Below are 21,278 nucleotides of genomic sequence, written 5' to 3'. Positions count from 1 at the left end.
TTAAGGCGACAAAATGATGAAGGGGGATTCTGTCATGCGTCTTTGTGACCGCGATATTATTCAATGGTTGGATGAAGGAAAGTTAGTTATTAACCCTCGTCCACCAATTGAGAGGATCAATGGAGCTACTGCTGATGTCCGTTTAGGAAATCAGTTTCGTGTTTTCCGAGGCCATACCGCCGCTTTTATTGACCTAAGTGGCCCGAAAGATGAAGTTAACGCGGCACTCGATCGCGTGATGAGTGATGAAATCATTCTTAAAGATGATGAGCCTTTTTTCCTTCACCCAGGCGAATTGGCACTTGCAGTCACACTTGAGTCTGTTACCCTGCCTGATAACGTTGTTGGGTGGCTGGATGGACGTTCATCATTAGCACGATTAGGGCTAATGGTGCATGTGACAGCGCATCGAATTGATCCCGGTTGGTGTGGGCAAATTGTGTTAGAGTTTTATAATTCAGGCAAATTGCCACTAGCCCTGCGTCCGGGAATGGTAATTGGTGCATTAAGTTTTGAACCATTATCAGGTAGTGCTGATCGCCCTTATAATAGTCGGCAAGATGCGAAATATAAAAATCAGCAAGGGGCGGTAGGTAGTCGCATTAGCGAAGACTGAGAAGTATAACGGAATTACTATTATGTAACTTTAAGTCATTCAAGATGCAGATAGGCGGCAAGTGAAGCTAGCCGATGAACATGGGTAAATAAAGTGATTCGAGTCGCTGGTACCTTAGTGAAAAATCTGCAACTTGAAGTATGATGAGTATAGGGTAATTCCGTAAATTGCAGGGATAGGTGTAGTGTGAGCCTTTTGTGTGGCGTAGCAGACATAATTTAAGTGAGGGAAGAATGAAACGGTTTCTGACGACACTGGTCATTTTGTTGGTTGTGGTTGTTGTAGGGTTAACCGCATTAGTGATGCTCGTTAATCCAAATGACTTCAGGCAATATTTGGTCGAAAAAGTGGAGAAAAAGAGCGGCTATCAGCTCGATTTCAAAGGTGATATGCGTTGGCATGTTTGGCCGACATTAAGCATTATTACAGGTCCTGTCTCGGTAACCGCTCCAAATGCGAGCCAGCCCGTATTGAGCGCGGAAAATATGCGTCTCGATGTGGAATTATGGCCCTTGCTTTCTCACCGCCTATCTGTAGAGCAAATTGTTTTAGATGGCGCAGTTATTCGTCAAACGCCTGAAAGCGAACCACAAATTAGTACCAATTCACCTATCGCACCTGAAGGTCATCAGCGCACTCCAAGCTCTACAGAAAAAAGCCAATGGTTGCTCGATATTAATCAAGTTGAAGTATCGAATAGTTTGGTGATCTGGAAAACCAAAAACGATGAATACAATTTACGCAATATTGATCTTTCACTGAAAAAAAGTGATGAGCGTAAAATCAAAGCTAAATTTAGCGGTAATTTAAATAAAAATCAGCAAGAGCTCCGCTTTGATGCACAAGCTGAGTTAGATCTTTCTCAATTATCGCATCAAATTAGTGGGCAATTAAGCCAATTTGACTATACCTTTACTGGCGTTGACTTGCCTGAAGGGGGTGTCACGGGGCAATTTACTGCTGATTTTGCTTATCTTAAAGATGATATTGCAACAGCAAACTTAACTAATATTATTATTAAAGCCAATGATAGCGAACTAACGGGTAAGATTAATGCCAAGTTAGGGAATATCCCTGATGTGAATGTACAGCTTTCTTCAACTATGCTGAACCTTGATAAGCTATTAGGTACGCCGCATTCCAATGAAAATACCAGTAATAATAGCGCCAATGAAACAGAGAATTCAGTTAGGGTTGGTGTGAAACCAGTTATATCTGGTAAGCAAACGCAAAAATATGATTTGTCGAATTTAAAATCCTTTACTGCCAATATTAATTTGAATATTGATAATTTGGTATATCGTGGTATGGCAGTCAATGCCGTCAAATTTGTAGCGCAAAATCAAGCGCCTCAATTGGTGATTTCGCAGTTTGAAGGTAAGGCATTTAGCGGGCAGTTTTCACTGCCAGTCACTATTGATTATACCAATGTGCCAGCACAACTCACCGCAAAACCTAATATTCAAAATATCGATCTTACGCCATTATTAAAAGCCTTTAATATGCCTGAGAAGCTCAGCGGTATTGTTACCATTAACGCAGATTTGTCTGGACCCGGTTATGATGATTATGCCGTGAAAAATTTATGGCAAGGGCCGATTAATTTTAGTCTACGCAATGCGCGATTGGCTGGGCTTAATATTCCGTTACTGATCCAGCAGTCTATTTCACGAGTGACCAATAAAATTAATGCGCCAGTGAATACCGGTAATTATACAGAAGTTGAATTGTTCACGGTTAATGGCCGTTTAAATAAAGGCATTATTAATATTGCTTCGATGCAAGCCACCTCACCGTTGATTTCAATTACAGGGCAAGGTTGGGCTAATGTGCCGGCTGAAAGTCTAGATGTTAATTTAGGTGTACAGATTACTCAAGGATGGGGCGGTGATTCACGCTTTATCCAACAGTTACAGGCGATGACTATTCCGTTACGTATTTACGGCGGGTGGAATAATCTGCAATATCAACTCAATGTTGAAAAGCTACTGCGTAATGAGTTAAGAAGCCAAGCTAAAGAGGCGATTGGTAACTTTTTGAAGAAAGAAGAAAAGCAAGGGCTAAGTGATTTGTTAAATGCGCTTTGATGATTGTATCCACACTCTGATATGTGAACAGAGTGTGGATTAAGCTAATATTATTGAGTACGCCCTAATAATTTTTGGAGTTGTTTACTCTCATACTGTTCTGTCCGAGATTTTTGCTCATTATTCGAAATTTGTTGACCCAATTTTGCTTTACTGTCTATCTCGCCTATTGAGCTGAGTAACGTCTTTGTAGTACTTATGTCACTGCTAAGTTGTTTTGCTTTACGAGCTTGTGCTTTTGTTTCATTTCCTGCAATCCGAAGCGCATAATTATCTATATCTTTTAATATATTACTTATGTTTTTTTGTATTTTTTCTAAGCGGCCTTTTTTTTCAGTACCCCAGCCTAATGGCAATGACTTATCATTGCTTTGATATTCGCTCACTAAATTTTTTAATGTTTTGATATTATCATTTAATTGTTTAAGATCACCTGTATGAGCCTTTCCTTGTTTAGCTGCTTCTACTTGAGGTTTTTCTATTGGTGAATTACTAGCATTATTTATTGAATTTACAATTGATGCTTTAGTTTCTTCTGTATTTTTTTTTGATATTTGGCCTAACTGGCTGCTATAAATTGCTAATTTATTGTGATCTGAAATAGAAGTAGTCATTCTAACCTCGAGTAATATTATTAAGTTGCTCAAATTATTGAACATCTCAATAGTAAACTCTTGCAAAAAACGCCTTAAGATTATCAATGTTAGCTGGGTATTTTATCGACAAATATTGATTGACGAAAAAACAACAAAAAAATACCGGCCAATCGGCCGGTATTGTGTTTGGCATGAACATACTATCAACAATGATTACTCTTCATCATCGGCATGTCTTTTCGGTGGAATAATCAGTACTTTACTAATACGGTGACTATTAACTTCCAACGCTTGGAAAATGCAGCCATTGATTTCAATTTTTTCACCTTCTTCAGGGATACGCTGAAGGTGTTCCATCAATAGGCCCGCAATCGTTTCATATTCACGTTTATCTTCTAAGTGAATGGGCACAAACAAAATAAGGTCTTCTAACGGCATAAAGCCATTGGCAACCCAATTGCCATCTTCCAATTTTTGAATATCGTGGCGTGAGTCATTGTCTTCCGCCCCTTCAGGCAGGTTACCTGCGATGGTTTCCATTACGTCGGTTAGCGTTACTACGCCCTCAACTGTACCAAACTCATCAACCACAAATGCGAAGTGAGTTTGTGCCTTACGGAACTGTTCAAGCGCTTTTAACAGTGATAACCCTTCAGGGAAGATAAGCGGCTGAGAAATCAGCGCACGTAAATTCAATGGCTGTCCGCTTAACTGTTGTTTCACTAAATCAAGAACATGAACAACACCTACTGGCTCATCATTAATGGTTTCATCAATGACCACAAAGCGCGAATGCGGATTTTTTTCCATCAACTGTAATAAATCACTGGCAGATTTATTGATGTCTAAATACTCCACATCGTGACGAGAAGTCATGATGCTTTCCACGTTACGTTGTGCCATCCCCAAAACACGTGCAATCATTTGGCGTTCTTGTGGGTCAAATACAGATTGATTATCAGCAATTAAGTCTGATGTGCGCGCATCTAACTCAGCGGTTTCATGTTTACCACTTAAAATACGTAATACAGCTTCAGCAGTGCGTTCACGTAGCGGACGACTGCCTTTTAAGAATTTACGGCGATTGAACTGAGCAAATTGGTTCAAAACCTCAATCATGATAGAGAAACCAATCGCTGCGTACAGGTAGCCTTTCGGTATAGCGTAACCAAAGCCTTCTGCCACTAAACTAAAGCCTATCATCAGTAAGAAGCTAAGGCACAAAATAACTATAGTTGGGTGATTATTAACAAAGCTTGTTAATGGTTTACTTGCCCATATCATCAATGCCATTGCAATGGTGACGGCTGCTACCATGACGCCAATATGGTCAACCATACCGACGGCAGTAATCACTGAATCCAGTGAGAATACCGCATCTAGGACGATAATTTGTGCAACCACAGCCCAGAAATTCGATGTTTTTCGTTGGCTATTGGTGTGTTCATCAGCCCCCTCTAGCCGCTCATTTAGCTCCATTGTGGCTTTAAACAGCAAAAATAACCCCCCGATTAGCATGATGAGATCTCGGGCGCTAAATGGGTGATCAAAGAGTGTAATTAATGGCTTGGTGAGTGTAATGAGCCAAGACAAGCTAAAGAGTAAAACAACGCGCATAACCAGTGCGAGCATTAGACCCGTTACGCGGGCGCGGTCACGCAGCTTTTGCGGTAGCTTATCGGCCAAAATGGCGATAAAAACGAGGTTATCAATACCAAGAACGATTTCTAGAACGATTAGGGTGGCAAGCCCCGCCCAAATCGAAGGATCTGCGATCCATTCCATACAGTTTGTTTTACCTTCTAATATGACGGCTTATGCCGACTGATGAATAATGCGGTTTGTTGTCGCAAATATCAATAAGAATTCACGCTTATGAGACGATAATCTATAAATTATGTTCCGTTTGCGCCAACGATTGCATCAATAACTACCCAGCGGAACAAACCTGAGTTAACATGTGATCCTGTTAACAGAATTGTCAGCAATCAGATTGCTGGCGTAGGTCTTAATCAGACAGGAGTTTTTCATGTCAAAGCAACAGATTGGCGTTGTCGGTATGGCTGTCATGGGGCGTAACCTAGCGCTTAATATTGAAAGCCGTGGTTATTCAGTCTCTATTTTCAACCGTTCAAAAGATAAAACGGATGAAGTTATTGCCGAAAATCCAGGGAAAAAATTAGTTCCCAGCTACACGATTGAAGAGTTTGTCGACTCTCTGGAAAAACCACGCCGTATCCTGCTGATGGTGAAAGCGGGTGAAGCAACGGATAAGACGATTGCTGCATTAACTCCGCATCTCGATAAAGGTGATATCCTGATTGATGGCGGTAACACCCTGTATAAAGACACTATCCGTCGTAACCGTGAATTGTCTGAGCAAGGCTTCAACTTTATCGGTACAGGTGTTTCAGGTGGTGAAGAAGGCGCTCTAAAAGGCCCATCTATTATGCCAGGTGGCCAAAAAGAAGCTTACGAATTAGTTGCGCCAATTTTGAAAGAAATCGCCGCTAAAGCCGAAGGCGAACCTTGCGTAACGTATATCGGTCCAGATGGAGCTGGTCACTATGTGAAAATGGTTCACAATGGTATCGAATACGGTGACATGCAGTTGATCGCTGAAGCGTATTCATTACTGAAAGGCTCATTAAATCTAAGTAATGAAGAATTAGCAGAGATTTTTGCTGATTGGAACCAAGGTGAACTTAGCAGCTACCTGATCGAAATCACCGCTGATATCTTCAAGAAAAAAGATGAAGATGGAAAATATTTGGTTGATGTGATTTTAGATGAAGCAGCGAACAAAGGTACCGGTAAGTGGACCAGCCAAAGTTCATTGGATCTAGGTATTCCTGTTACGTTAATCACTGAATCTGTATTTGCACGTTATATCTCTTTCCTGAAAGACCAACGTGTTGCAGCATCTAAAGTTCTAACGGGGCCAGTCCTAAAGCCAGTTGAAGGTGATAAAAAACAATTTATTGAGAAGGTTCGTCGTGCTCTGTATTTAGGTAAAATTGTTTCTTACGCACAAGGCTTCCAACAGTTGAAAGCGGCTTCAGATGAATACAATTGGGATCTGAACTATGGTGAGATTGCTAAAATCTTCCGTGCGGGTTGTATTATTCGTGCGCAGTTCCTGCAAAAAATCACTGATGCATACAACGATAACGCGCAAATTGCTAACCTATTGTTAGCGCCATACTTTAAGCAAATCGCTGATGAATATCAGCAAGCTCTGCGTGATGTTGTGTGTTATGGCGTACAAAACGGCATTCCTACACCAACCTTCTCTGCAGCGATTTCTTATTATGATAGCTATCGTGCGGCGGTATTGCCTGCCAACTTGATCCAAGCGCAGCGTGACTATTTTGGTGCTCACACTTATAAGCGTACTGATAAAGAAGGCGTATTCCACACTGAATGGATGGAATAATCGCGAGTATTGATGATTAATTAAATATTGATAAGAGCCTTAGTTTTCTAAGGCTCTTATTTATTTAAGGTATTCATTTTTTTATTAAACATTATTTACTCAAGTTAACATCAATCACTTGATAAAATGCATTTTGTGTATCTGCTATATCCCATGTGGCTAAGATGACATGGTAGCCCTCATGATCCTCAGGTATCTTACAACTAAACGGTATATCAGTTTTTAAAGGTGGTATGGCACCATAGTCATTCCGTTGACAAAATGGGGTTAGATCAAAGGTCGCGCGAGTTAATGGTGCAGATTGATCCCAACCATTTTTAGTAATAAAGAAGCGCCAATTAGTGGTTGAGTGCTGCATAGTCAGAAACCAAGTAAAAGTATTATTACCTGTTTTCATATCAATTTTGTTCCAACGTGTGGGGCTTTGTTCATCTAAGGGAAGAAAACGTTCTATCCCTCCACTGGCTATTTTTCCATCGGGAGGACCAAATTCAGGAAAACCGTTATGGACTTCAATACTTTGTGGTTCATATTCAGCACCGAGTCCACAGTTAAAATTGGTGGGGGTTTTTTGACCTTTATTAAAATCATCATTATAACTACATTGATATGAGCGGCTTTGCGGTACTCTGACATAGCCATGAGCGTTAACCTGAAATGAAGAGACGGCGAATAGTACTCCTAACACACTAGCGTATATTGATGATGCAATTAGATATCTCATAATAACCTCGAATGAAAAGATAAAAAGAAGATTACTTACTGGCGATTAACAAATGTGATGTCATAGCAATGATCTATAACGCCAGTAATCATATTTTTATCATTTTGGGTGACAAAGATATTGAATAGAACTATGCAATATTAATTAAATCTTTATTCAATAATACTTGTATATGAATTGTGCTCATTCAATAGAGGAAATATTTATCTTGTTGTGGCTTTGATTGATAATCTTGATAGAATCATCAGTCGGCTTTTTATTGCAGTAGGGCATCAGCTGCGCTGCTTCCTAACTTATTCTTTGATGCTTATTAATCTAATACTTTATTTTATGCGGAAATTTCTTGTTCTCTTACTGTTGTTGGTACTCCTTAGCCCATTAGCGATCGATTTGTACTTACCGACGATCCCTGCAATTGCCATTGCATTAGGGTCTCCTGAGTCACTGATCCAGTCAACCATTGCGCTGTTTATTCTCATTTTTGGGTTAGGGCAGCTAATCTCAGGACCATTGATTGATCGCTATGGTCGTAAGCCTATCGCCATTATTGGTATTTTTATTTATATCATAGGCTCCTCTGTGGCTGCGTTATCAACGACGGCAGAAATTTTTATTGCGGCAAGAGTGCTGCAAGGGATTGCTGTTTGCTGTACTGGCGTGGTGGCTTTTAGTGGCGTACGAGACCGATTAAATGGCACTGAAGCGGCTCGTGCATTTGGTTTTTTAAACGGCACGTTGAACATTGTCCCTGCACTAGCGCCGCTTTTGGGGGGCTTTCTGGCGGAATATTGGGGGTGGCGAGCACCTTTTTGGTTCTTAGCCCTGTATGCGTTAGTGATTTTAGTGCTAGTGATCGCGTTTTTACCCGAAACACGTCCTGAAAGTTTAAAGGGCGTTAAAAAGCTACAACTGAATCATTATCTGCATATTTTACGCCATAAAAACTTCATGATATTTGCATTGGTTAATGCAGGCAGTATGGGAATGGTATTGACGTATGTTTCTTTCTCTCCAGTTGTGTTAATGGGGGATTCAGGTCTCTCGCCGTTACAGTTTTCTTTAGCATTTGGGGCAAATGGCTTTTGGATCATGTTCGCAAGCTATGTTGCGAATTATTATATTCCGAAGATTGGTCGTCCGAACTGCTTAAAAGCAGGTAGTATTTTTATGGCTGTGGGGTGCTTAGGGCTATTATTCGGTTTAACCTTATTGCCTGCTTCATTGCAAAATCACTGGTTAGCTTATATGTTGCCTGTCGCCTGCGCCTGTACTGGCTTAGCATTTATGATGGGAACAGCGACGAGTTATGCTTTAGAGCCTTTTGAAAAGGAAGCGGGAACGGCTTCTGCGTTAGTTGGCTTTATTCAAATGGCGGTAGGTGCTGCATTGAGTTTGTTAGCAATTTACTCGATGTTGCCTGCGAAATGGGCATTGGCGGCTTTGATGCTATTAGGCTGTGTGATTGCACTCAAAGCAAGAAATACTAGCTTAAAACTAGCAACACAGACTGAGGTTAATAAATGATAAACCCGTTATTAAAGCAGCCTCGAGTGGCTAAAGGTGATGTGTTGTTGAGCGCGAATACATCACCATAGACAGCGTTCTATGGTAATAACTTATCTAATCAGGATTGTTACCATGAATCAAAAACATTGGTCAAAATACCAATTACTTCATGAAGTTGTACAGAACCCAAATATCCATATTAAAGGGCAGCATAGCTATTACAGCGACTGTTGGGATAATGGATTTGAGCAGTCGGTTGTGCGTTATTTGGTTGGAGATGAAGGCAGCCGCGATTGGCAGTTAGCTTGGGATGTCGATCAACTGTATATTGGCGATTATGTGTGCATTGCAGGTGAAACCGTGATTTTGATGGGGGGAAACCACACTCATCGAATAGATTGGTTTTGTTTATATCCTTTTCTTGAACATATTGAAGACGCTTATATCGGTAAAGGCGATACAGTGATTAGCGATGGCGTTTGGATTGGTATGCGAGCGATGATCATGCCAGGTATCCATATTGGTGAGGGAGCCGTGATCGCGGCCAATAGTGTGGTGGTTAAAGATGTAGAGCCATATACTATTGTAGGCGGTAATCCTGCAAAACCAATTGGTCAACGTTTCTCGACGGGTATTATTACTGATCTGCTTGAGATGAAAATCTATGATTGGCCAGAAGAGCAGTTCACTGCCTTAAAACCTTATTTGTGTGGTTCAGATATCGCAGCATTAAAAGCGGCACTCATTAAATATCAAACTCAATAATACGATGACTCATAGGGAATGATTATGCATCATTCCCTTTTGCGTATTTAAAATTATTTTTTACCGACTAAGTAGCCAAACACAAAACCTATACCTGCGGCAACGGTAGCAGCGGCGAGGGGGTTATTTTTTACTGTATCTACTGCACTATTTAATGTGTCACAGCCTTGAGCTGCACATTGGCGTATTGAACCTTTAATTTGATGTTCTGTGGAGCCTGTTGCTTCACCGTAGGTTTGTTCTGCTGCACCTGCGGCTTCTCTTGCTTTATTTTCTGCTTTATCGAATAAGCTCATTATATTCTCCTTAATAGTCAATAGTCGCTATTATTAAGTGTAGCAGCCTCATAATATCTTGTGTGCTTTTTACTTAAACTGAGTCAGCTTTACATTCATTCTTCAATACGGATAAATTCAACTAGCGTTGGATTTGCGACTTTTTGATAATCTTCAGTATTTAGAATAATTGAACGTTCAAGTGTTCCCGCATTAAAAGCGAGTTCATCGAAACGTACAAACAATAGAGGATCAGCAATCAATTTAAGTGATGGATGAAAGCTAAAAGGGGGGATGGCACCGAAAACGCATTGGGTCAGTTCATCGACTTCTTTTGGGCTAGCAAGTGATGCACGTGTCCCACCAATTGCATGGGCTATTTTACTTAAATCTGCTTGTTTATCAGCGGGTAAAATGGCGAGTACATGTTGGCGAATACCATTGCCTTTGACGTGGCACACGAGACCTTTCGCCCCTTGGCCCAATTGGGTTCCGCGAATTTTAGCGACTTCTTCTGATTTTCCTGCCGTTGAATGCTCCATAACACGGTATCTCGCATTATGTTGATCAAGCAATTGTGTTAATTGATTAAAAATAATGTTTTCTGACATGATGCCTCTTTTCTTTTAAATCAGACTGATAGAATGATAGCAAGTCAGAGGTTATATACAACTTGGTTTGATGAGCAGCCCGTAAAAACGAGCTGCCTTGGCGCTTATTGGTGGCGTTCTTTCAAACGGTTAATAATAGTGGATAAATCAAGCTCTTGATCTTGCAGTAGTACTAGCAAGTGATACATCAAATCTGCGGCTTCATTGGTCAGTTCGGCGCGATCGTTGACCGTTGCAGCCAGTGCTGTTTCAACGCCTTCTTCGCCGACTTTCTGAGCAATGCGTTTGGTTCCACTTGCATATAAACGGGCGGTGTACGAACTTTCAGGATCCGCTGTTTTACGTGATTTTAATAATGTTTCTAGCTCAAATAAGAAACCCCAATCTGTTTGTGCAGGTGCAAAACAGCTTTCGGTACCATTATGACAAGTAGGGCCAATTGGCTGCACTAAAGCTAATAGAGTATCACTGTCACAATCAGGGTAAATATCCACTAAATTGAGGAAGTTCCCCGAGGTTTCGCCTTTCGTCCATAAGCGTTGTTTGGTTCTTGAGTAAAAGGTGACTTTGCCACTGTTTAGGGTTGTTTGCAACGCTTCAGGGTTCATGTAGCCTAGCATCAGTACATCACCTGATGTTGCATGCTGTACCACGACAGGCATTAGCCCATCGACTTTTTGCCAAGCGAGTTGGTCACATTGTTGTTTAGTTAACATACTCTAATTTGAACTCCATTTTCTGCAAGGTACTGCTTTAATTCACCAATATTAATAATTTGCTTATGAAAAACTGATGCAGCGAGTGCGCCATCAACGCCAGCGTCGGCAAAGGCATCAAGGAAGTGCACCATTTCTCCAGCACCGCCGGAAGCAATTAATGGAACTTGGCAAACTTCACGAACTTTTTTCAGTTGTACCAAGTCGTAACCTTGGCGTACACCGTCTTGGTTCATCATGTTTAAAACGATTTCACCTGCACCGCGTTGTTGTACTTCAGTAACCCAATCTAACGTTTTCCAACGCGTTTGGGTGGTACGTTTTTCATCGCCAGTAAATTGATAGACCAAATAATCATTGGTTTCTTGATCGAACCAAGTGTCGATACCGACAACAATGCATTGTACTCCAAAGCGATCGGCTAGGCGGCTAATGAGTGTTGGATCGGACAGCGCAGGGGAGTTAATGGAGATTTTGTCGGCCCCAAAAGATAATATTTGAGCTGCATCTTCAACACTTTTTATGCCACCTGCAACACAAAATGGAATATCAATCACTTCAGCGACTTTTGATACCCAGCTTTTATCAACCACCCGACCATCAGATGACGCGGTGATATCGTAAAAAACCAGTTCATCTGCACCTTCTTGGGCGTAGCGCTGAGCTAGAGGGACGATATCTCCAATAATTTCATGGTTACGGAATTGTACACCTTTTACGACCTGCCCATCACGAACGTCCAAACAAGGAATTATGCGTTTTGCCAACATTCGATTGCCTCCGCAACGGTAAATTTGCCTTCAAGTAGTGCGCGACCGACGATCACCCCAGCAGCCCCTGATGAAGGGATCTTCGCGATATCTGCTAAACAGCCAATACCACCGGAGGCTTGTAAAGCAATATCAGGGTATTGTTGGCTGATTTCTTGATATAGGTTGACATTAGAGCCAGTCAAAGTGCCATCTTTAGAAATATCGGTACATAGCACATGTTTTAAGCCATAGGGCTGATACATTTCAATCGCTTGCTCTAGAGATAAATTGGAGTTTTCTTGCCAACCACTGATCGCAATCTCTTTTACACCTTGCTGATTGATACGGACATCCAGTGCCAATACAATCGCTTCACCGCCATAACGCTCGAACCATGTTTTCACAAGCTCAGGTTGTGTGACAGCGGTTGAGCCGATCACCACACGGGTTGCACCGGCTTCCAATAGGGCTTTGACGTCTTCTTCACTGCGAATACCCCCCCCCACTTGTACTGGGACAGAAACCCCTGCGAGTAATTTTTTTAATAGCGTTATTTGGCGCTTTTGTGGATCTTTAGCACCTGTTAGGTCAACAAGGTGTAATAACTTAGCGCCTTGCTGTTCATATTGTTGTAAACGTGGGAGCGGGTCGTTGCCATAATCGGTTTGCTTGGCATAATCACCTTGATGTAAGCGAACAACGTTGCCATTAATTAAGTCTAAAGCTGGAATGATCATCTCAATTACATCTCCAAAAAGTTTTGGATCAGGCGTGAGCCTGCGACTCCAGAGCGTTCTGGGTGAAATTGAACGCCATAAAAATTATCTTGATTTACCGCACTACTAAATGGGTTACCGTATTGGGTTTGCGCGATAGTTTGGTTAGAAATTGGCATTGAATAGCTGTGCACAAAGTAAAAATAAGCATTATCGTTGATGCCTTTAAAGAGTGGATGGCCAGCCAGCGGTTTCACTTGGTTCCAACCACTGTGTGGGACAGGTAAACCGTTTGCATCCATTTTTTGCACAGGGCTATCAATCAAGCCTAATAATGGGATCGGTTCTTTGCCTTCTTCACTGACACTGCCCATTAATTGCATGCCTAAACAGATACCTAAAACAGGTTGAGTCAGTGCTTTAATTAAAGGGACCAGCTCGCGTTGATGGAGTTGGTCCATCGCTGCACTTGCTGTGCCAACTCCGGGAAGAAAGACTTTATCCGCCTGTAAGATAGTATTGGTATCACGGCTAATTTGTGGGTTGTAACCTAAACGTTTTACCGCATAAGCCACTGATGATAAGTTGGCACAACCGGTATCTAAAATCACCACGTTCATCACAGAACCCCTTTCGAACTCGGTAATGTATCGCCTTCGACGCGGATAGCTTGGCGCAATGTGCGTCCAAATACTTTAAATAAGCTTTCTGCTTTGTGGTGATCGTTTTTACCTTTGGTTTTCAAGTGGAGAGTACAGCCCATGGCGTAGGAAAGAGAGCTGAAAAAGTGCTCGATCATTTCTGTGCTTAAATCGCCGACACGTTGGTATTTGAATTCAGCTTTATATTCAAGGTGAGGGCGGCCTGAGATATCTAGCGCACAACGTGCTTGGCACTCATCCATTGGCAAAACGAATCCAAAGCGGGCGATACCACGTTTATCACCTAATGCGAGACGCAGTGCTTCTCCAAGTGCTAAACCGGTATCTTCTACAGTGTGGTGATCATCGATAAATAAGTCGCCTTTGACTTCGACATTGAGTCGGAAGCCACCATGGGTGGCGATTTGATCTAGCATATGGTCAAAGAAGCCAACGCCAGTGTTGATTTTGCTTTCACCTTCTCTGTCTAACCAAACTTCCACATTGATATTGGTTTCTTTGGTGACTCGCTCTACCTGTGCATGGCGGTCACGTTGGGTTAATTGTTTGGTAATAGCCTGCCAATTAAGTGATTCAGGGTGATAACGCAAACCTTTAATCCCCATATTTTCGGCCAGTTGGAGATCCGTTTCACGATCACCAATCACATAACTATTCGCAGGATCGAGTTGGCCTTCCGTCAGGTACTCTTTAACTAATCCAAGTTTGGGTTTACGGCATTCGCAGTTATCAGCAGGTTTATGAGGGCAAATTAACACTTCATCAAATGTGATACCTTGCGATTCGAAAACTTGCATCATTAAGTTGTGTGGTGGTTCAAAATCAGCGGTAGGGAAGCTATCCGTACCAAGTCCGTCTTGGTTGGTAACCATGACTAAGCGGTAATTGGCTTTTTGTAATGCCAGTAAACTTGGGATCACGGCTTTTTCAAATGCTAATTTGCTGAGGCTATCAACCTGAAAATCGCTAGGTGGCTCAGTGATCAATGTTCCATCACGGTCAATAAAAAGTATTTTTTGGCTCATGAGTATTTCCTATTTTCAGATTTAGCAAAGTGCTTCGATAGCTTCAATGACACGAACATTTTCAGTTTCTGTGCCGATCGTGATGCGTAAACAGTTAGTTAATCCCAATTGTTTGCTTTGGTCACGTAAAATAATGCCTTGCTCCCAGAGGGCTTTAAATACCTTATTAGCCTCAGTAAAACGCACTAAAATATAATTGGTTTCACTTGGATAAACCTTTTCGACGATAGGTAACTCACTGAGAGCCTCTGATAGCGCAATTCGATTATCCGTGATAGTGGCAACGCGATGTTTCATGGTTGCAATACCTTCGATGCTGAGTGCTTGTGCGGCGATCGTGGCAACTGGGGTTGATAATGGATAGGGCGCAATCACTTTTAGGAGGATTTCAATCACATCAGCAGATGCTAACGTGAAACCGCAACGTAGCCCTGCTAGCGCGAAAGCTTTTGATAATGTTCTGAGTACCACAAGATTCGGGTAATTAGCTATCCAGCTAGCCACACTGTATTGTGGACAAAATTCAATATAAGCTTCATCGACGACAACTAATGCACGCTCAGCCGCCATTTCGAGCACCTGAACAAGATCTTTATTATCGATAATGTTGCCGGTTGGGTTATTTGGACTGCAAATATAAATCAGTTTTGTATTTTGTAAATTGTCGCGAATAGCATCGATATTCAGTGACCAATCAGGCATCGAAGGAATTTTTTTCTGCTCGACACCAAATGTCTCTGCGCTCACGCTGTACATGCCGTAGGTTGGCGGGCAGAACATCACCGCATCTTTGCCTGGTTCGCAAAATGCGCGGATCAGCAGTTCGATTGATTCATCAGCACCACGGCAAACTAACACTTCTTCGGGTGAAACGCCTGCATAAGCGGCATAATTAAGAATAACATTGGCTGGCTGACATTCAGGATAACGATTTAGGTTACGTTCATTAAACTGAAAGTCTGGCGCAGTAGGGTACTCGTTAGCATTAAGCCAAACATCACCGTTACCACCTAAACGACGAGCAGACATATAGGGTGTCATTTCTTTAACATTGCTGCGCGCAAGACTGGCTGCTTTAAACAGTTCGCTCATGACTTACTCCTGATTTTGTTTTTTTAGTTCGGTGACGCGTAAGGTCACAGCATTTTTGTGGGCAGTTAAACTTTCTGCCTGCGCTAAAGTTTCAATGGTGGTTGCTAGCCCTAATAGTCCTTGTGGTGACAGCTTTTGGATGGTCATGCGTTTCATAAAATCTGCCAACCCAAGGCTTGAGTATGTCGATGTATAACCGTATGTTGGTAACACATGATTAGTACCTGAAGCATAGTCACCGGCTGATTCAGGTGACCAATCTCCCACAAATACTGAGCCGGCACTGCTTATGTTATCGACTAAATCATCTGCATTACGCGTTTGTAAAATCAAGTGTTCAGGACCATAGCGATTACTAATAGCAACACATTGTTCAATTGAATCAGCGATGATGACACGGCTGGCGTTTAATGCTGCTCTAGCGATATCTGCACGCGATAGTTCCGCGAGCTGTTTTTCAGTTTCATCAATAACGCGTTGTGCAAATTCTGCGCTATCGGTTAATAAAATAACTTGTGAATCAGGGCCATGTTCGGCTTGTGATAACAAGTCAGATGCGGTGAATGCAGGGTTTGCTTGGCTGTCTGCGATGACTAAGACTTCAGATGGACCCGCAGGCATATCAATCGCAGCACCTTCATGGCTCTGGCTGACTTGGCGTTTGGCTTCTGTGACATAGGCATTACCGGGGCCAAAAATTTTATCAACCGGAGGAATACTGTCAGTACCAAAAGCCATTGCGGCGATGGCTTGCGCACCACCGACTTGATAAATATCACTGATCCCACATAATTTTGCCGCATATAATATTTCATCAGCAATCGGCGGTGGAGAGCACAAAATAATTTGTCGACAGCCTGCAATATTTGCAGGGGTACCAAGCATCATCACGGTTGAAAGTAATGGTGCTGAACCACCAGGAATGTATAAACCAACCGCATCAATGGGTCGTGTGACTTGTTGGCAAACGACACCTGATTGTGTTTCAACACGGATCACTTCAGGTTTTTGCGCTTCATGAAAGCGACGGATATTACCAATTGCAGTTTTCATCGCGACTTTTATGTCATCGCTAAGACGCGCTTCGGCTTGTTCAACGGCATCGCTTGAAACACGGATAGTTGAAATTGTCGTTTTATCAAAACGTTGGCTTAACTCAATTAAAGCGTTATCACCATCAGCTTTGACTTGTTCAATAATTTGCCTGACCGCATTTTCAATATTATCTGATGCAGCAATTGCGGGGCGGGTGAGTAAGGCTTTTTGTTCATCAGCGTTACAGTCAGACCAGCGAATTGGTTGGTTAAATCCCATTTTCATGCCGATTACTCCATCATTTTTTCAATTGGCAGAACCAAAATGGAGCTTGCTCCTAATGCTTTGAGTTTTTCCATGGTTTCCCAGAACAAGGTTTCGCTACTGACCATGTGCATTGCAACACGATTTTGATCACCGGCTAATGGCAGTAGTGTTGGACGTTCCGCACCCGGTAGCAAGGCAATGATTTCGTCTAAACGTTCACTTGGCGCGTGCAACATAATATATTTTGATTCACGCGCTTGGATAACACCTTGAATACGCGTCATCATCCGGTTAATTAATTGCTGCTTATCAGCGGACATTTCGCCATCACGTTGGATTAAGCAGGCTTTTGAACGGTAGATCACTTCCACTTCTTTTAAGCCATTGGCTTCTAATGTTGCACCTGTTGAGACGAGATCGCAGATAGCGTCTGCAAGGCCGGCACGTGGGGCGACTTCAACAGAGCCATTGAGTAAGCAGGACTTAAATTGAATGCCTTTTTCATCGAAGTAACGTTTTAGTAAGTGCGGATAGGATGTTGCAATACGTGCTCCATTTAAACATTCAGCGCCTGTATAATTGAAATCGAGAGGCGCAGCTAACGAGAGGCGACATGCACCGAAATCAAGGCGACGCAGTGTTTTATAGGAAGGGGTATTGCCCTGTGCAAGGCGGCTTAATAGTTCTTCTTCTAATACGTTTTCACCGATGATCCCCAAGTCAACTACGCCATCCATTACCAGTCCTGGAATATCATCATCTCGCACTCGAAGTAAATCAATAGGCATATTTTCTGCATAAGCAATCAGTCGTTGTTGTTGTAAATTAATTTTAATACCACAACGTGCCAACAGTTCTCTTGAATCATCGCTCAAACGACCTGATTTTTGGATGGCAATTCTTAATCGTGATTTGTCTAACATAATTTTACCCTGCTTATCTTGTAATAATTTTTTGATTAATAATAAAAAAACCCTCGGAAGTTTATCTTCCGAGGGTTTTCTCTATTTCGCATTTCAGCCACCGGAAGAGTCGTTGATCGTCTTCCAGCACACATCGCCCGAAAGACTAATCAGGATGATGGTGATGATGATGGTTGCGAGAAATACGATTCATAATAGCTTCCGTTACCTAGATTGTTAGTTTTTGTCAGTTGCTTAAACATTCACTAGGTAACAACCTATCCGATTTAGTGATCACAATGCAACCCTTTTTTTCAAAATAATCAATAATTGTTGGTAGTGAGTAGTTTCGTAGTGAATAATTGCAAAAATAATAGGTTCGGAAGTTAAAAGATTTTTCGTTATGCTAATAGCAAATAAATGCCTATGAGTGGGGAGTGGTTATAGATGAAAAAGGTCACAATTATTGGATTAGGTTGGTTAGGGTTACCGCTTGCAAGAGCCTTAATAGAAGATGGAATTGAAGTATCTGCAACCAAGACCACTTCTGACGGGGTTGCTGCGGCACGTGCGATTGGCATTGATTGCTACCCTTTGCAGTTAACCGCTGAATTAGAGTGTGAGCCTGATGATTTACAGCAATTAATGGAGGATTCAAATGCGTTAGTGATCTTACTTCCTCCGTCAAAAGTCAATGTAGAACGTTACGTTGAAGCCATTAGTTTATTGGTTGATACCGCAATCACGTTTCACATTCCTCGCGTCATTTTTACGTCATCGACATCAGTTTATGGGCAAGCCGTTGGTGAAATAGATGAATCAAGTGAAAGGCAAGCGGAAACCGCATCTGCTCAAGCACTTATCGACGTGGAAGATTGGTTACATGGGTTGCCTAATATTGCTGTCGATATTTTACGTTTAGCGGGCTTAGTTGGGGAAAATCGCCATGCTGGACGTTTCCTTGCAGGTAAAAAATCCCTCAAAGGAGCAGCCCAACCCGTTAATATTGTTCATCAAGATGATGTAATCGCGGCGATCCAATTATTGCTTCAGCAGCCTCAAGGTGGCCATATTTATAATCTTTGCGCTCCAGAGCATCCACAACGCGATCAATTTTACCATCAAGCATCGCAATTATTGAATTTAGAGCTTCCTGAATTTATTGAAGAGACTGAGGTTGATAAAGGTAAGGTGGTAAACGGCAATCTTATCTGTGAGGAGCTTGGGTTTGAATATCAATATCCAAACCCAATGCAAATGCCTATGAGTCTTTAATTACTTCAAAGGGATCAAAACAATTTTTTGAAACGCCGGACGCGTTTTTAATTGGTTAAACCAGCGCTCTAAATGAGGAAACTCAGGGCGCTCGGTAACAATTTCATGCCATGGGTAGAAAAGGGGGGCAATTGCGATATCCGCAATACCAAAATTTTGTCCATTAAAGTAAGGTTGAGTGGCGAGTGCATCATCAGCAATCGTCAGTAGCTTTTCAATATTGTGATAGATGACCCGAGCTGTTTCTGGATCGCGCTCATCAACCGGAACACGGACAATTTTATTCATCATTTGTTTGATATTATCGAATAAACTACCACAACCCCAGTCCATCCACTTATCTGCCGCTGCTTTCGCTTGAATACCTTGTGCGACTAATAAGTGAGATTGATCAAACTTTTCCGTAAGATAACGTAAAATGGCATTGGATTCCCACAGGGTAAAGTCATCATCCTGTAGAGTTGGGATGGTGCTATTGGGATTCATTTTCTTATATTCAGGTGTGTCAAGTCCGCCAAATGGGCCACCGACATCTTTTTGGTTATAAGCAACATTGAGTTCTTCAAGGCACCAAAGGACTTTTTTGACATTTGAAGAGTTTTTACGACCCCATACAGTTAACATAATTTACCCCATGATTTTATGTTTCGTTGTTTACCCCAAGTAAGATAGATGAAATCGTATGATAGCAACAATCTTTATTTGCCCCATATAGCTAAATTGGGTAAAAAGTCCTACATTAATAATGAATTAACCGTTTTCGTATTTGTAAAGGAGTAACCGATGGACAGAAAAATATTCACGCTAAAGGCGCGTTATCTAGGAAGTGGATTGGGCCTTTTGCTTGCAATAAGTAGTTATACTTACGCAGCGGAAGCGCCGGTTGCTCCACAGATTGATGCAAAAGCTTATGTACTGATGGATTACGATAGCGGCAAAATATTGGCATCAGGGAACCCTGATGAACGTTTAGATCCTGCTAGTTTGACAAAAATGATGACTAGCTATGTTGTGGGACAAGCGATTAAAGCGGGAAAGATCACGCCACAAGATATGGTCACGGTTGGCATTGATGCATGGGCTACAGGGAACCCTGTGTTGAAAGGCTCTTCTTTGATGTTTTTAAAGCCAAAAGATCGCGTTTCGGTATTAGATTTAAATAAAGGTATCGTGATCCAATCCGGTAATGATGCCAGCATTGCGCTTGCCGATTATGTAGCAGGTAGCCAAGACACATTTGTCAGTTTGATGAATCAATATGTTAAGCAATTAGGGCTGACAAATACCCACTTTAAAACGGTGCATGGCCTAGATTCTGAGGGGCAATATAGTACCGCGCGTGATATGGCCGTTCTTGCACAAGCGATGATCCGTGATGTGCCTGAAGAATACGCATTGCATAAAGAGAAAGAATTTACTTTTAATAAGATCCGTCAGCCCAATCGCAACCGTTTATTGTGGAGCCAAAACCTAAATGTTGATGGGGTAAAAACGGGGCATACCAGTGGAGCAGGGCATAATTTAGTGGCATCTGCGACTGATGGGCCAATGCGTTTGATCTCAGTGGTACTTGGGGCGCCAAGTGATAGAGTGCGTTTTTCTGAAAGTGAGAAACTACTTACGTGGGGATTCCGATTCTTTGAAACGGTTACGCCAATTAAAGCAGATCAGACATTACAGACACAACGCGTGTGGTTTGGTGATAAATCTGAGGTAGCTCTTGGGGTTGAAAAAGATACGGCTATTACTATTCCAAAAGGGCAGTTACAGAACTTGAAGGTCAGCTATACCTTAACAGATCCATCGATTGAAGCACCATTAGCGAAAAACCAAGCGGTAGGTACGGTAAACTTTATCTTAAATGATCAAGTTATTGAACAGCGTCCGCTGGTAGTAAAAGAAGCTGTTGAAGAAGCTGGATTCTTTGGTCGAGTATGGGATTATATCGTTAAAACACTGAGCGGCTGGTGGAATGCAATATTTGGTTAATTTTAAATAATTAATAATTAATATTTAATATATAAGGCGCCTACATGACGCCTTTTCTATATACTAGTCATACTTCAAGTTGCAGTGCTTTTCGTTAATATATGTTGACTACGCTCATTCGCACTAGTCACCTACTTATGTAGGTTCCCAGCGACTCATTCACTTGTCGCCTAACTGCATCTCGAATTATTTAGAGTATATATTAATTAAAAAACCAGTTGAAAAAGAGTT

At 41.8% G+C, this 21,278-nt stretch carries 21 protein-coding genes and 1 other annotated feature; of the genes, 7 read left to right on the top strand and 14 right to left on the bottom strand.

All coding sequences use genetic code 11. The features are described from left to right. Nucleotides 1-34: 34 nt before the first annotated feature. Nucleotides 35-616: a dCTP deaminase gene (gene dcd / locus M1E96_RS15015; protein WP_070924956.1), complete on the top strand. Its 582-nt coding sequence runs from the start codon at nucleotides 35-37 to the stop codon at nucleotides 614-616. Nucleotides 617-849: 233 nt separating this feature from the next. Next, nucleotides 850-2,703, top strand: a complete 1,854-nt coding sequence (gene asmA, locus M1E96_RS15010) for an outer membrane assembly protein AsmA (RefSeq protein WP_272581039.1) — start codon at nucleotides 850-852, stop codon at nucleotides 2,701-2,703. Nucleotides 2,704-2,753: 50 nt separating this feature from the next. Here asmA and M1E96_RS15005 read toward each other — a convergent pair whose 3' ends face one another. After that, nucleotides 2,754-3,317 carry a hypothetical protein gene (locus M1E96_RS15005; protein WP_337979535.1) on the bottom strand — a complete coding sequence of 188 codons (564 nt, stop codon included), beginning with the start codon at nucleotides 3,315-3,317 and terminating at the stop codon, nucleotides 2,754-2,756. A gap of 195 nt (nucleotides 3,318-3,512) precedes the next feature. Next, on the bottom strand, nucleotides 3,513-5,084 hold the full coding sequence (locus M1E96_RS15000; protein WP_070924954.1) for a TerC family protein: 1,572 nt from the start codon (nucleotides 5,082-5,084) through the stop codon (nucleotides 3,513-3,515). Between the two features lie 244 nt (nucleotides 5,085-5,328). Here M1E96_RS15000 and gndA point away from each other — a divergent pair, with 244 nt between their 5' ends. Continuing rightward, nucleotides 5,329-6,735, top strand: a complete 1,407-nt coding sequence (gene gndA / locus M1E96_RS14995) for an NADP-dependent phosphogluconate dehydrogenase (protein WP_070924953.1) — start codon at nucleotides 5,329-5,331, stop codon at nucleotides 6,733-6,735. A gap of 91 nt (nucleotides 6,736-6,826) precedes the next feature. Here the strand turns inward: gndA and M1E96_RS14990 are convergent, their stop codons facing one another. After that, nucleotides 6,827-7,459 (bottom strand): lytic polysaccharide monooxygenase, encoded by a 633-nt coding sequence (locus tag M1E96_RS14990; RefSeq protein WP_140180580.1) that lies wholly within the window; start codon nucleotides 7,457-7,459, stop codon nucleotides 6,827-6,829. Nucleotides 7,460-7,789: 330 nt separating this feature from the next. On the opposite strand from M1E96_RS14990, the gene M1E96_RS14985 reads away from it, so the two are divergent. Both M1E96_RS14985 and M1E96_RS14980 read left to right on the top strand, forming a co-directional pair. Further along, nucleotides 7,790-8,983 (top strand): multidrug effflux MFS transporter, encoded by a 1,194-nt coding sequence (locus tag M1E96_RS14985; protein WP_319068781.1) that lies wholly within the window; start codon nucleotides 7,790-7,792, stop codon nucleotides 8,981-8,983. A 114-nt stretch (nucleotides 8,984-9,097) separates the two neighbouring features. Continuing rightward, nucleotides 9,098-9,730 (top strand): CatB-related O-acetyltransferase, encoded by a 633-nt coding sequence (locus tag M1E96_RS14980; RefSeq protein ID WP_272581036.1) that lies wholly within the window; start codon nucleotides 9,098-9,100, stop codon nucleotides 9,728-9,730. 53 nt (nucleotides 9,731-9,783) lie between these two features. Here M1E96_RS14980 and M1E96_RS14975 read toward each other — a convergent pair whose 3' ends face one another. The 10 genes from M1E96_RS14975 to hisG form a co-directional block, all read right to left on the bottom strand. Further along, nucleotides 9,784-10,026 carry a DUF883 C-terminal domain-containing protein gene (locus M1E96_RS14975; RefSeq protein WP_070924949.1) on the bottom strand — a complete coding sequence of 81 codons (243 nt, stop codon included), beginning with the start codon at nucleotides 10,024-10,026 and terminating at the stop codon, nucleotides 9,784-9,786. 95 nt (nucleotides 10,027-10,121) lie between these two features. Then, the gene (locus M1E96_RS14970; protein ID WP_070924948.1) at nucleotides 10,122-10,616 is read right to left on the bottom strand and encodes a YbaK/prolyl-tRNA synthetase associated domain-containing protein; all 495 of its coding nucleotides are present in this window, start codon (nucleotides 10,614-10,616) and stop codon (nucleotides 10,122-10,124) included. A 104-nt stretch (nucleotides 10,617-10,720) separates the two neighbouring features. After that, complete coding sequence (hisIE, locus tag M1E96_RS14965; RefSeq protein WP_272581035.1) at nucleotides 10,721-11,332, bottom strand: bifunctional phosphoribosyl-AMP cyclohydrolase/phosphoribosyl-ATP diphosphatase HisIE; 612 nt, start codon at nucleotides 11,330-11,332, stop codon at nucleotides 10,721-10,723. Continuing rightward, entirely contained in the window at nucleotides 11,326-12,102 is a 777-nt protein-coding gene (hisF, locus tag M1E96_RS14960; protein WP_070924946.1) for an imidazole glycerol phosphate synthase subunit HisF, read from the bottom strand. Before hisF ends, hisIE begins: the two co-directional genes overlap by 7 nt. After that, nucleotides 12,084-12,821 (bottom strand): 1-(5-phosphoribosyl)-5-[(5-phosphoribosylamino)methylideneamino]imidazole-4-carboxamide isomerase, encoded by a 738-nt coding sequence (gene hisA, locus M1E96_RS14955; RefSeq protein ID WP_349485649.1) that lies wholly within the window; start codon nucleotides 12,819-12,821, stop codon nucleotides 12,084-12,086. Before hisA ends, hisF begins: the two co-directional genes overlap by 19 nt. Before the next feature lie 5 nt (nucleotides 12,822-12,826). Then, nucleotides 12,827-13,420: an imidazole glycerol phosphate synthase subunit HisH gene (gene hisH / locus M1E96_RS14950; RefSeq protein ID WP_070924945.1), complete on the bottom strand. Its 594-nt coding sequence runs from the start codon at nucleotides 13,418-13,420 to the stop codon at nucleotides 12,827-12,829. Then, the gene (gene hisB, locus M1E96_RS14945) at nucleotides 13,420-14,487 is read right to left on the bottom strand and encodes a bifunctional histidinol-phosphatase/imidazoleglycerol-phosphate dehydratase HisB (RefSeq protein ID WP_272581034.1); all 1,068 of its coding nucleotides are present in this window, start codon (nucleotides 14,485-14,487) and stop codon (nucleotides 13,420-13,422) included. The genes hisH and hisB overlap by 1 nt, the downstream gene beginning before the upstream one ends. A gap of 21 nt (nucleotides 14,488-14,508) precedes the next feature. Beyond that, nucleotides 14,509-15,579 (bottom strand): histidinol-phosphate transaminase, encoded by a 1,071-nt coding sequence (gene hisC, locus M1E96_RS14940; RefSeq protein ID WP_319068791.1) that lies wholly within the window; start codon nucleotides 15,577-15,579, stop codon nucleotides 14,509-14,511. 3 nt (nucleotides 15,580-15,582) lie between these two features. Continuing rightward, nucleotides 15,583-16,899: a histidinol dehydrogenase gene (gene hisD, locus M1E96_RS14935; RefSeq protein ID WP_272581032.1), complete on the bottom strand. Its 1,317-nt coding sequence runs from the start codon at nucleotides 16,897-16,899 to the stop codon at nucleotides 15,583-15,585. 5 nt (nucleotides 16,900-16,904) lie between these two features. Then, nucleotides 16,905-17,804 carry an ATP phosphoribosyltransferase gene (hisG, locus tag M1E96_RS14930; RefSeq protein WP_272581031.1) on the bottom strand — a complete coding sequence of 300 codons (900 nt, stop codon included), beginning with the start codon at nucleotides 17,802-17,804 and terminating at the stop codon, nucleotides 16,905-16,907. Between the two features lie 41 nt (nucleotides 17,805-17,845). After that, nucleotides 17,846-17,974, bottom strand: a sequence feature (His leader region). Between the two features lie 256 nt (nucleotides 17,975-18,230). Between hisG and M1E96_RS14925 the strand changes: the two genes are divergently transcribed. Further along, entirely contained in the window at nucleotides 18,231-19,058 is an 828-nt protein-coding gene (locus M1E96_RS14925) for an SDR family oxidoreductase (RefSeq protein WP_337979533.1), read from the top strand. Here M1E96_RS14925 and M1E96_RS14920 read toward each other — a convergent pair whose 3' ends face one another. Continuing rightward, nucleotides 19,059-19,682 carry a glutathione S-transferase family protein gene (locus tag M1E96_RS14920; RefSeq protein WP_272581029.1) on the bottom strand — a complete coding sequence of 208 codons (624 nt, stop codon included), beginning with the start codon at nucleotides 19,680-19,682 and terminating at the stop codon, nucleotides 19,059-19,061. Between the two features lie 159 nt (nucleotides 19,683-19,841). Here M1E96_RS14920 and M1E96_RS14915 point away from each other — a divergent pair, with 159 nt between their 5' ends. After that, the gene (locus tag M1E96_RS14915) at nucleotides 19,842-21,047 is read left to right on the top strand and encodes a serine hydrolase (protein WP_272581028.1); all 1,206 of its coding nucleotides are present in this window, start codon (nucleotides 19,842-19,844) and stop codon (nucleotides 21,045-21,047) included. Nucleotides 21,048-21,278: the final 231 nt, after the last annotated feature.

Source organism: Providencia sp. PROV236, from assembly GCF_033676985.1.
GTDB lineage: Bacteria > Pseudomonadota > Gammaproteobacteria > Enterobacterales > Enterobacteriaceae > Providencia > Providencia manganoxydans.
This window is presented reverse-complemented; position numbering and strand designations above follow the sequence as displayed.

Coding starts and splice junctions, on each gene's coding strand:
- dcd (WP_070924956.1), top strand. CDS start 35: ATGCGTCTTTGTGACCGCGATATTATTCAATGGTTGGATGAAGGAAAG.
- asmA (WP_272581039.1), top strand. CDS start 850: ATGAAACGGTTTCTGACGACACTGGTCATTTTGTTGGTTGTGGTTGTT.
- M1E96_RS15005 (WP_337979535.1), bottom strand. CDS start 3,317: ATGACTACTTCTATTTCAGATCACAATAAATTAGCAATTTATAGCAGC.
- M1E96_RS15000 (WP_070924954.1), bottom strand. CDS start 5,084: ATGGAATGGATCGCAGATCCTTCGATTTGGGCGGGGCTTGCCACCCTA.
- gndA (WP_070924953.1), top strand. CDS start 5,329: ATGTCAAAGCAACAGATTGGCGTTGTCGGTATGGCTGTCATGGGGCGT.
- M1E96_RS14990 (WP_140180580.1), bottom strand. CDS start 7,459: ATGAGATATCTAATTGCATCATCAATATACGCTAGTGTGTTAGGAGTA.
- M1E96_RS14985 (WP_319068781.1), top strand. CDS start 7,790: ATGCGGAAATTTCTTGTTCTCTTACTGTTGTTGGTACTCCTTAGCCCA.
- M1E96_RS14980 (WP_272581036.1), top strand. CDS start 9,098: ATGAATCAAAAACATTGGTCAAAATACCAATTACTTCATGAAGTTGTA.
- M1E96_RS14975 (WP_070924949.1), bottom strand. CDS start 10,026: ATGAGCTTATTCGATAAAGCAGAAAATAAAGCAAGAGAAGCCGCAGGT.
- M1E96_RS14970 (WP_070924948.1), bottom strand. CDS start 10,616: ATGTCAGAAAACATTATTTTTAATCAATTAACACAATTGCTTGATCAA.
- hisIE (WP_272581035.1), bottom strand. CDS start 11,332: ATGTTAACTAAACAACAATGTGACCAACTCGCTTGGCAAAAAGTCGAT.
- hisF (WP_070924946.1), bottom strand. CDS start 12,102: ATGTTGGCAAAACGCATAATTCCTTGTTTGGACGTTCGTGATGGGCAG.
- hisA (WP_349485649.1), bottom strand. CDS start 12,821: ATGATCATTCCAGCTTTAGACTTAATTAATGGCAACGTTGTTCGCTTA.
- hisH (WP_070924945.1), bottom strand. CDS start 13,420: ATGAACGTGGTGATTTTAGATACCGGTTGTGCCAACTTATCATCAGTG.
- hisB (WP_272581034.1), bottom strand. CDS start 14,487: ATGAGCCAAAAAATACTTTTTATTGACCGTGATGGAACATTGATCACT.
- hisC (WP_319068791.1), bottom strand. CDS start 15,579: ATGAGCGAACTGTTTAAAGCAGCCAGTCTTGCGCGCAGCAATGTTAAA.
- hisD (WP_272581032.1), bottom strand. CDS start 16,899: ATGAAAATGGGATTTAACCAACCAATTCGCTGGTCTGACTGTAACGCT.
- hisG (WP_272581031.1), bottom strand. CDS start 17,804: ATGTTAGACAAATCACGATTAAGAATTGCCATCCAAAAATCAGGTCGT.
- M1E96_RS14925 (WP_337979533.1), top strand. CDS start 18,231: ATGAAAAAGGTCACAATTATTGGATTAGGTTGGTTAGGGTTACCGCTT.
- M1E96_RS14920 (WP_272581029.1), bottom strand. CDS start 19,682: ATGTTAACTGTATGGGGTCGTAAAAACTCTTCAAATGTCAAAAAAGTC.
- M1E96_RS14915 (WP_272581028.1), top strand. CDS start 19,842: ATGGACAGAAAAATATTCACGCTAAAGGCGCGTTATCTAGGAAGTGGA.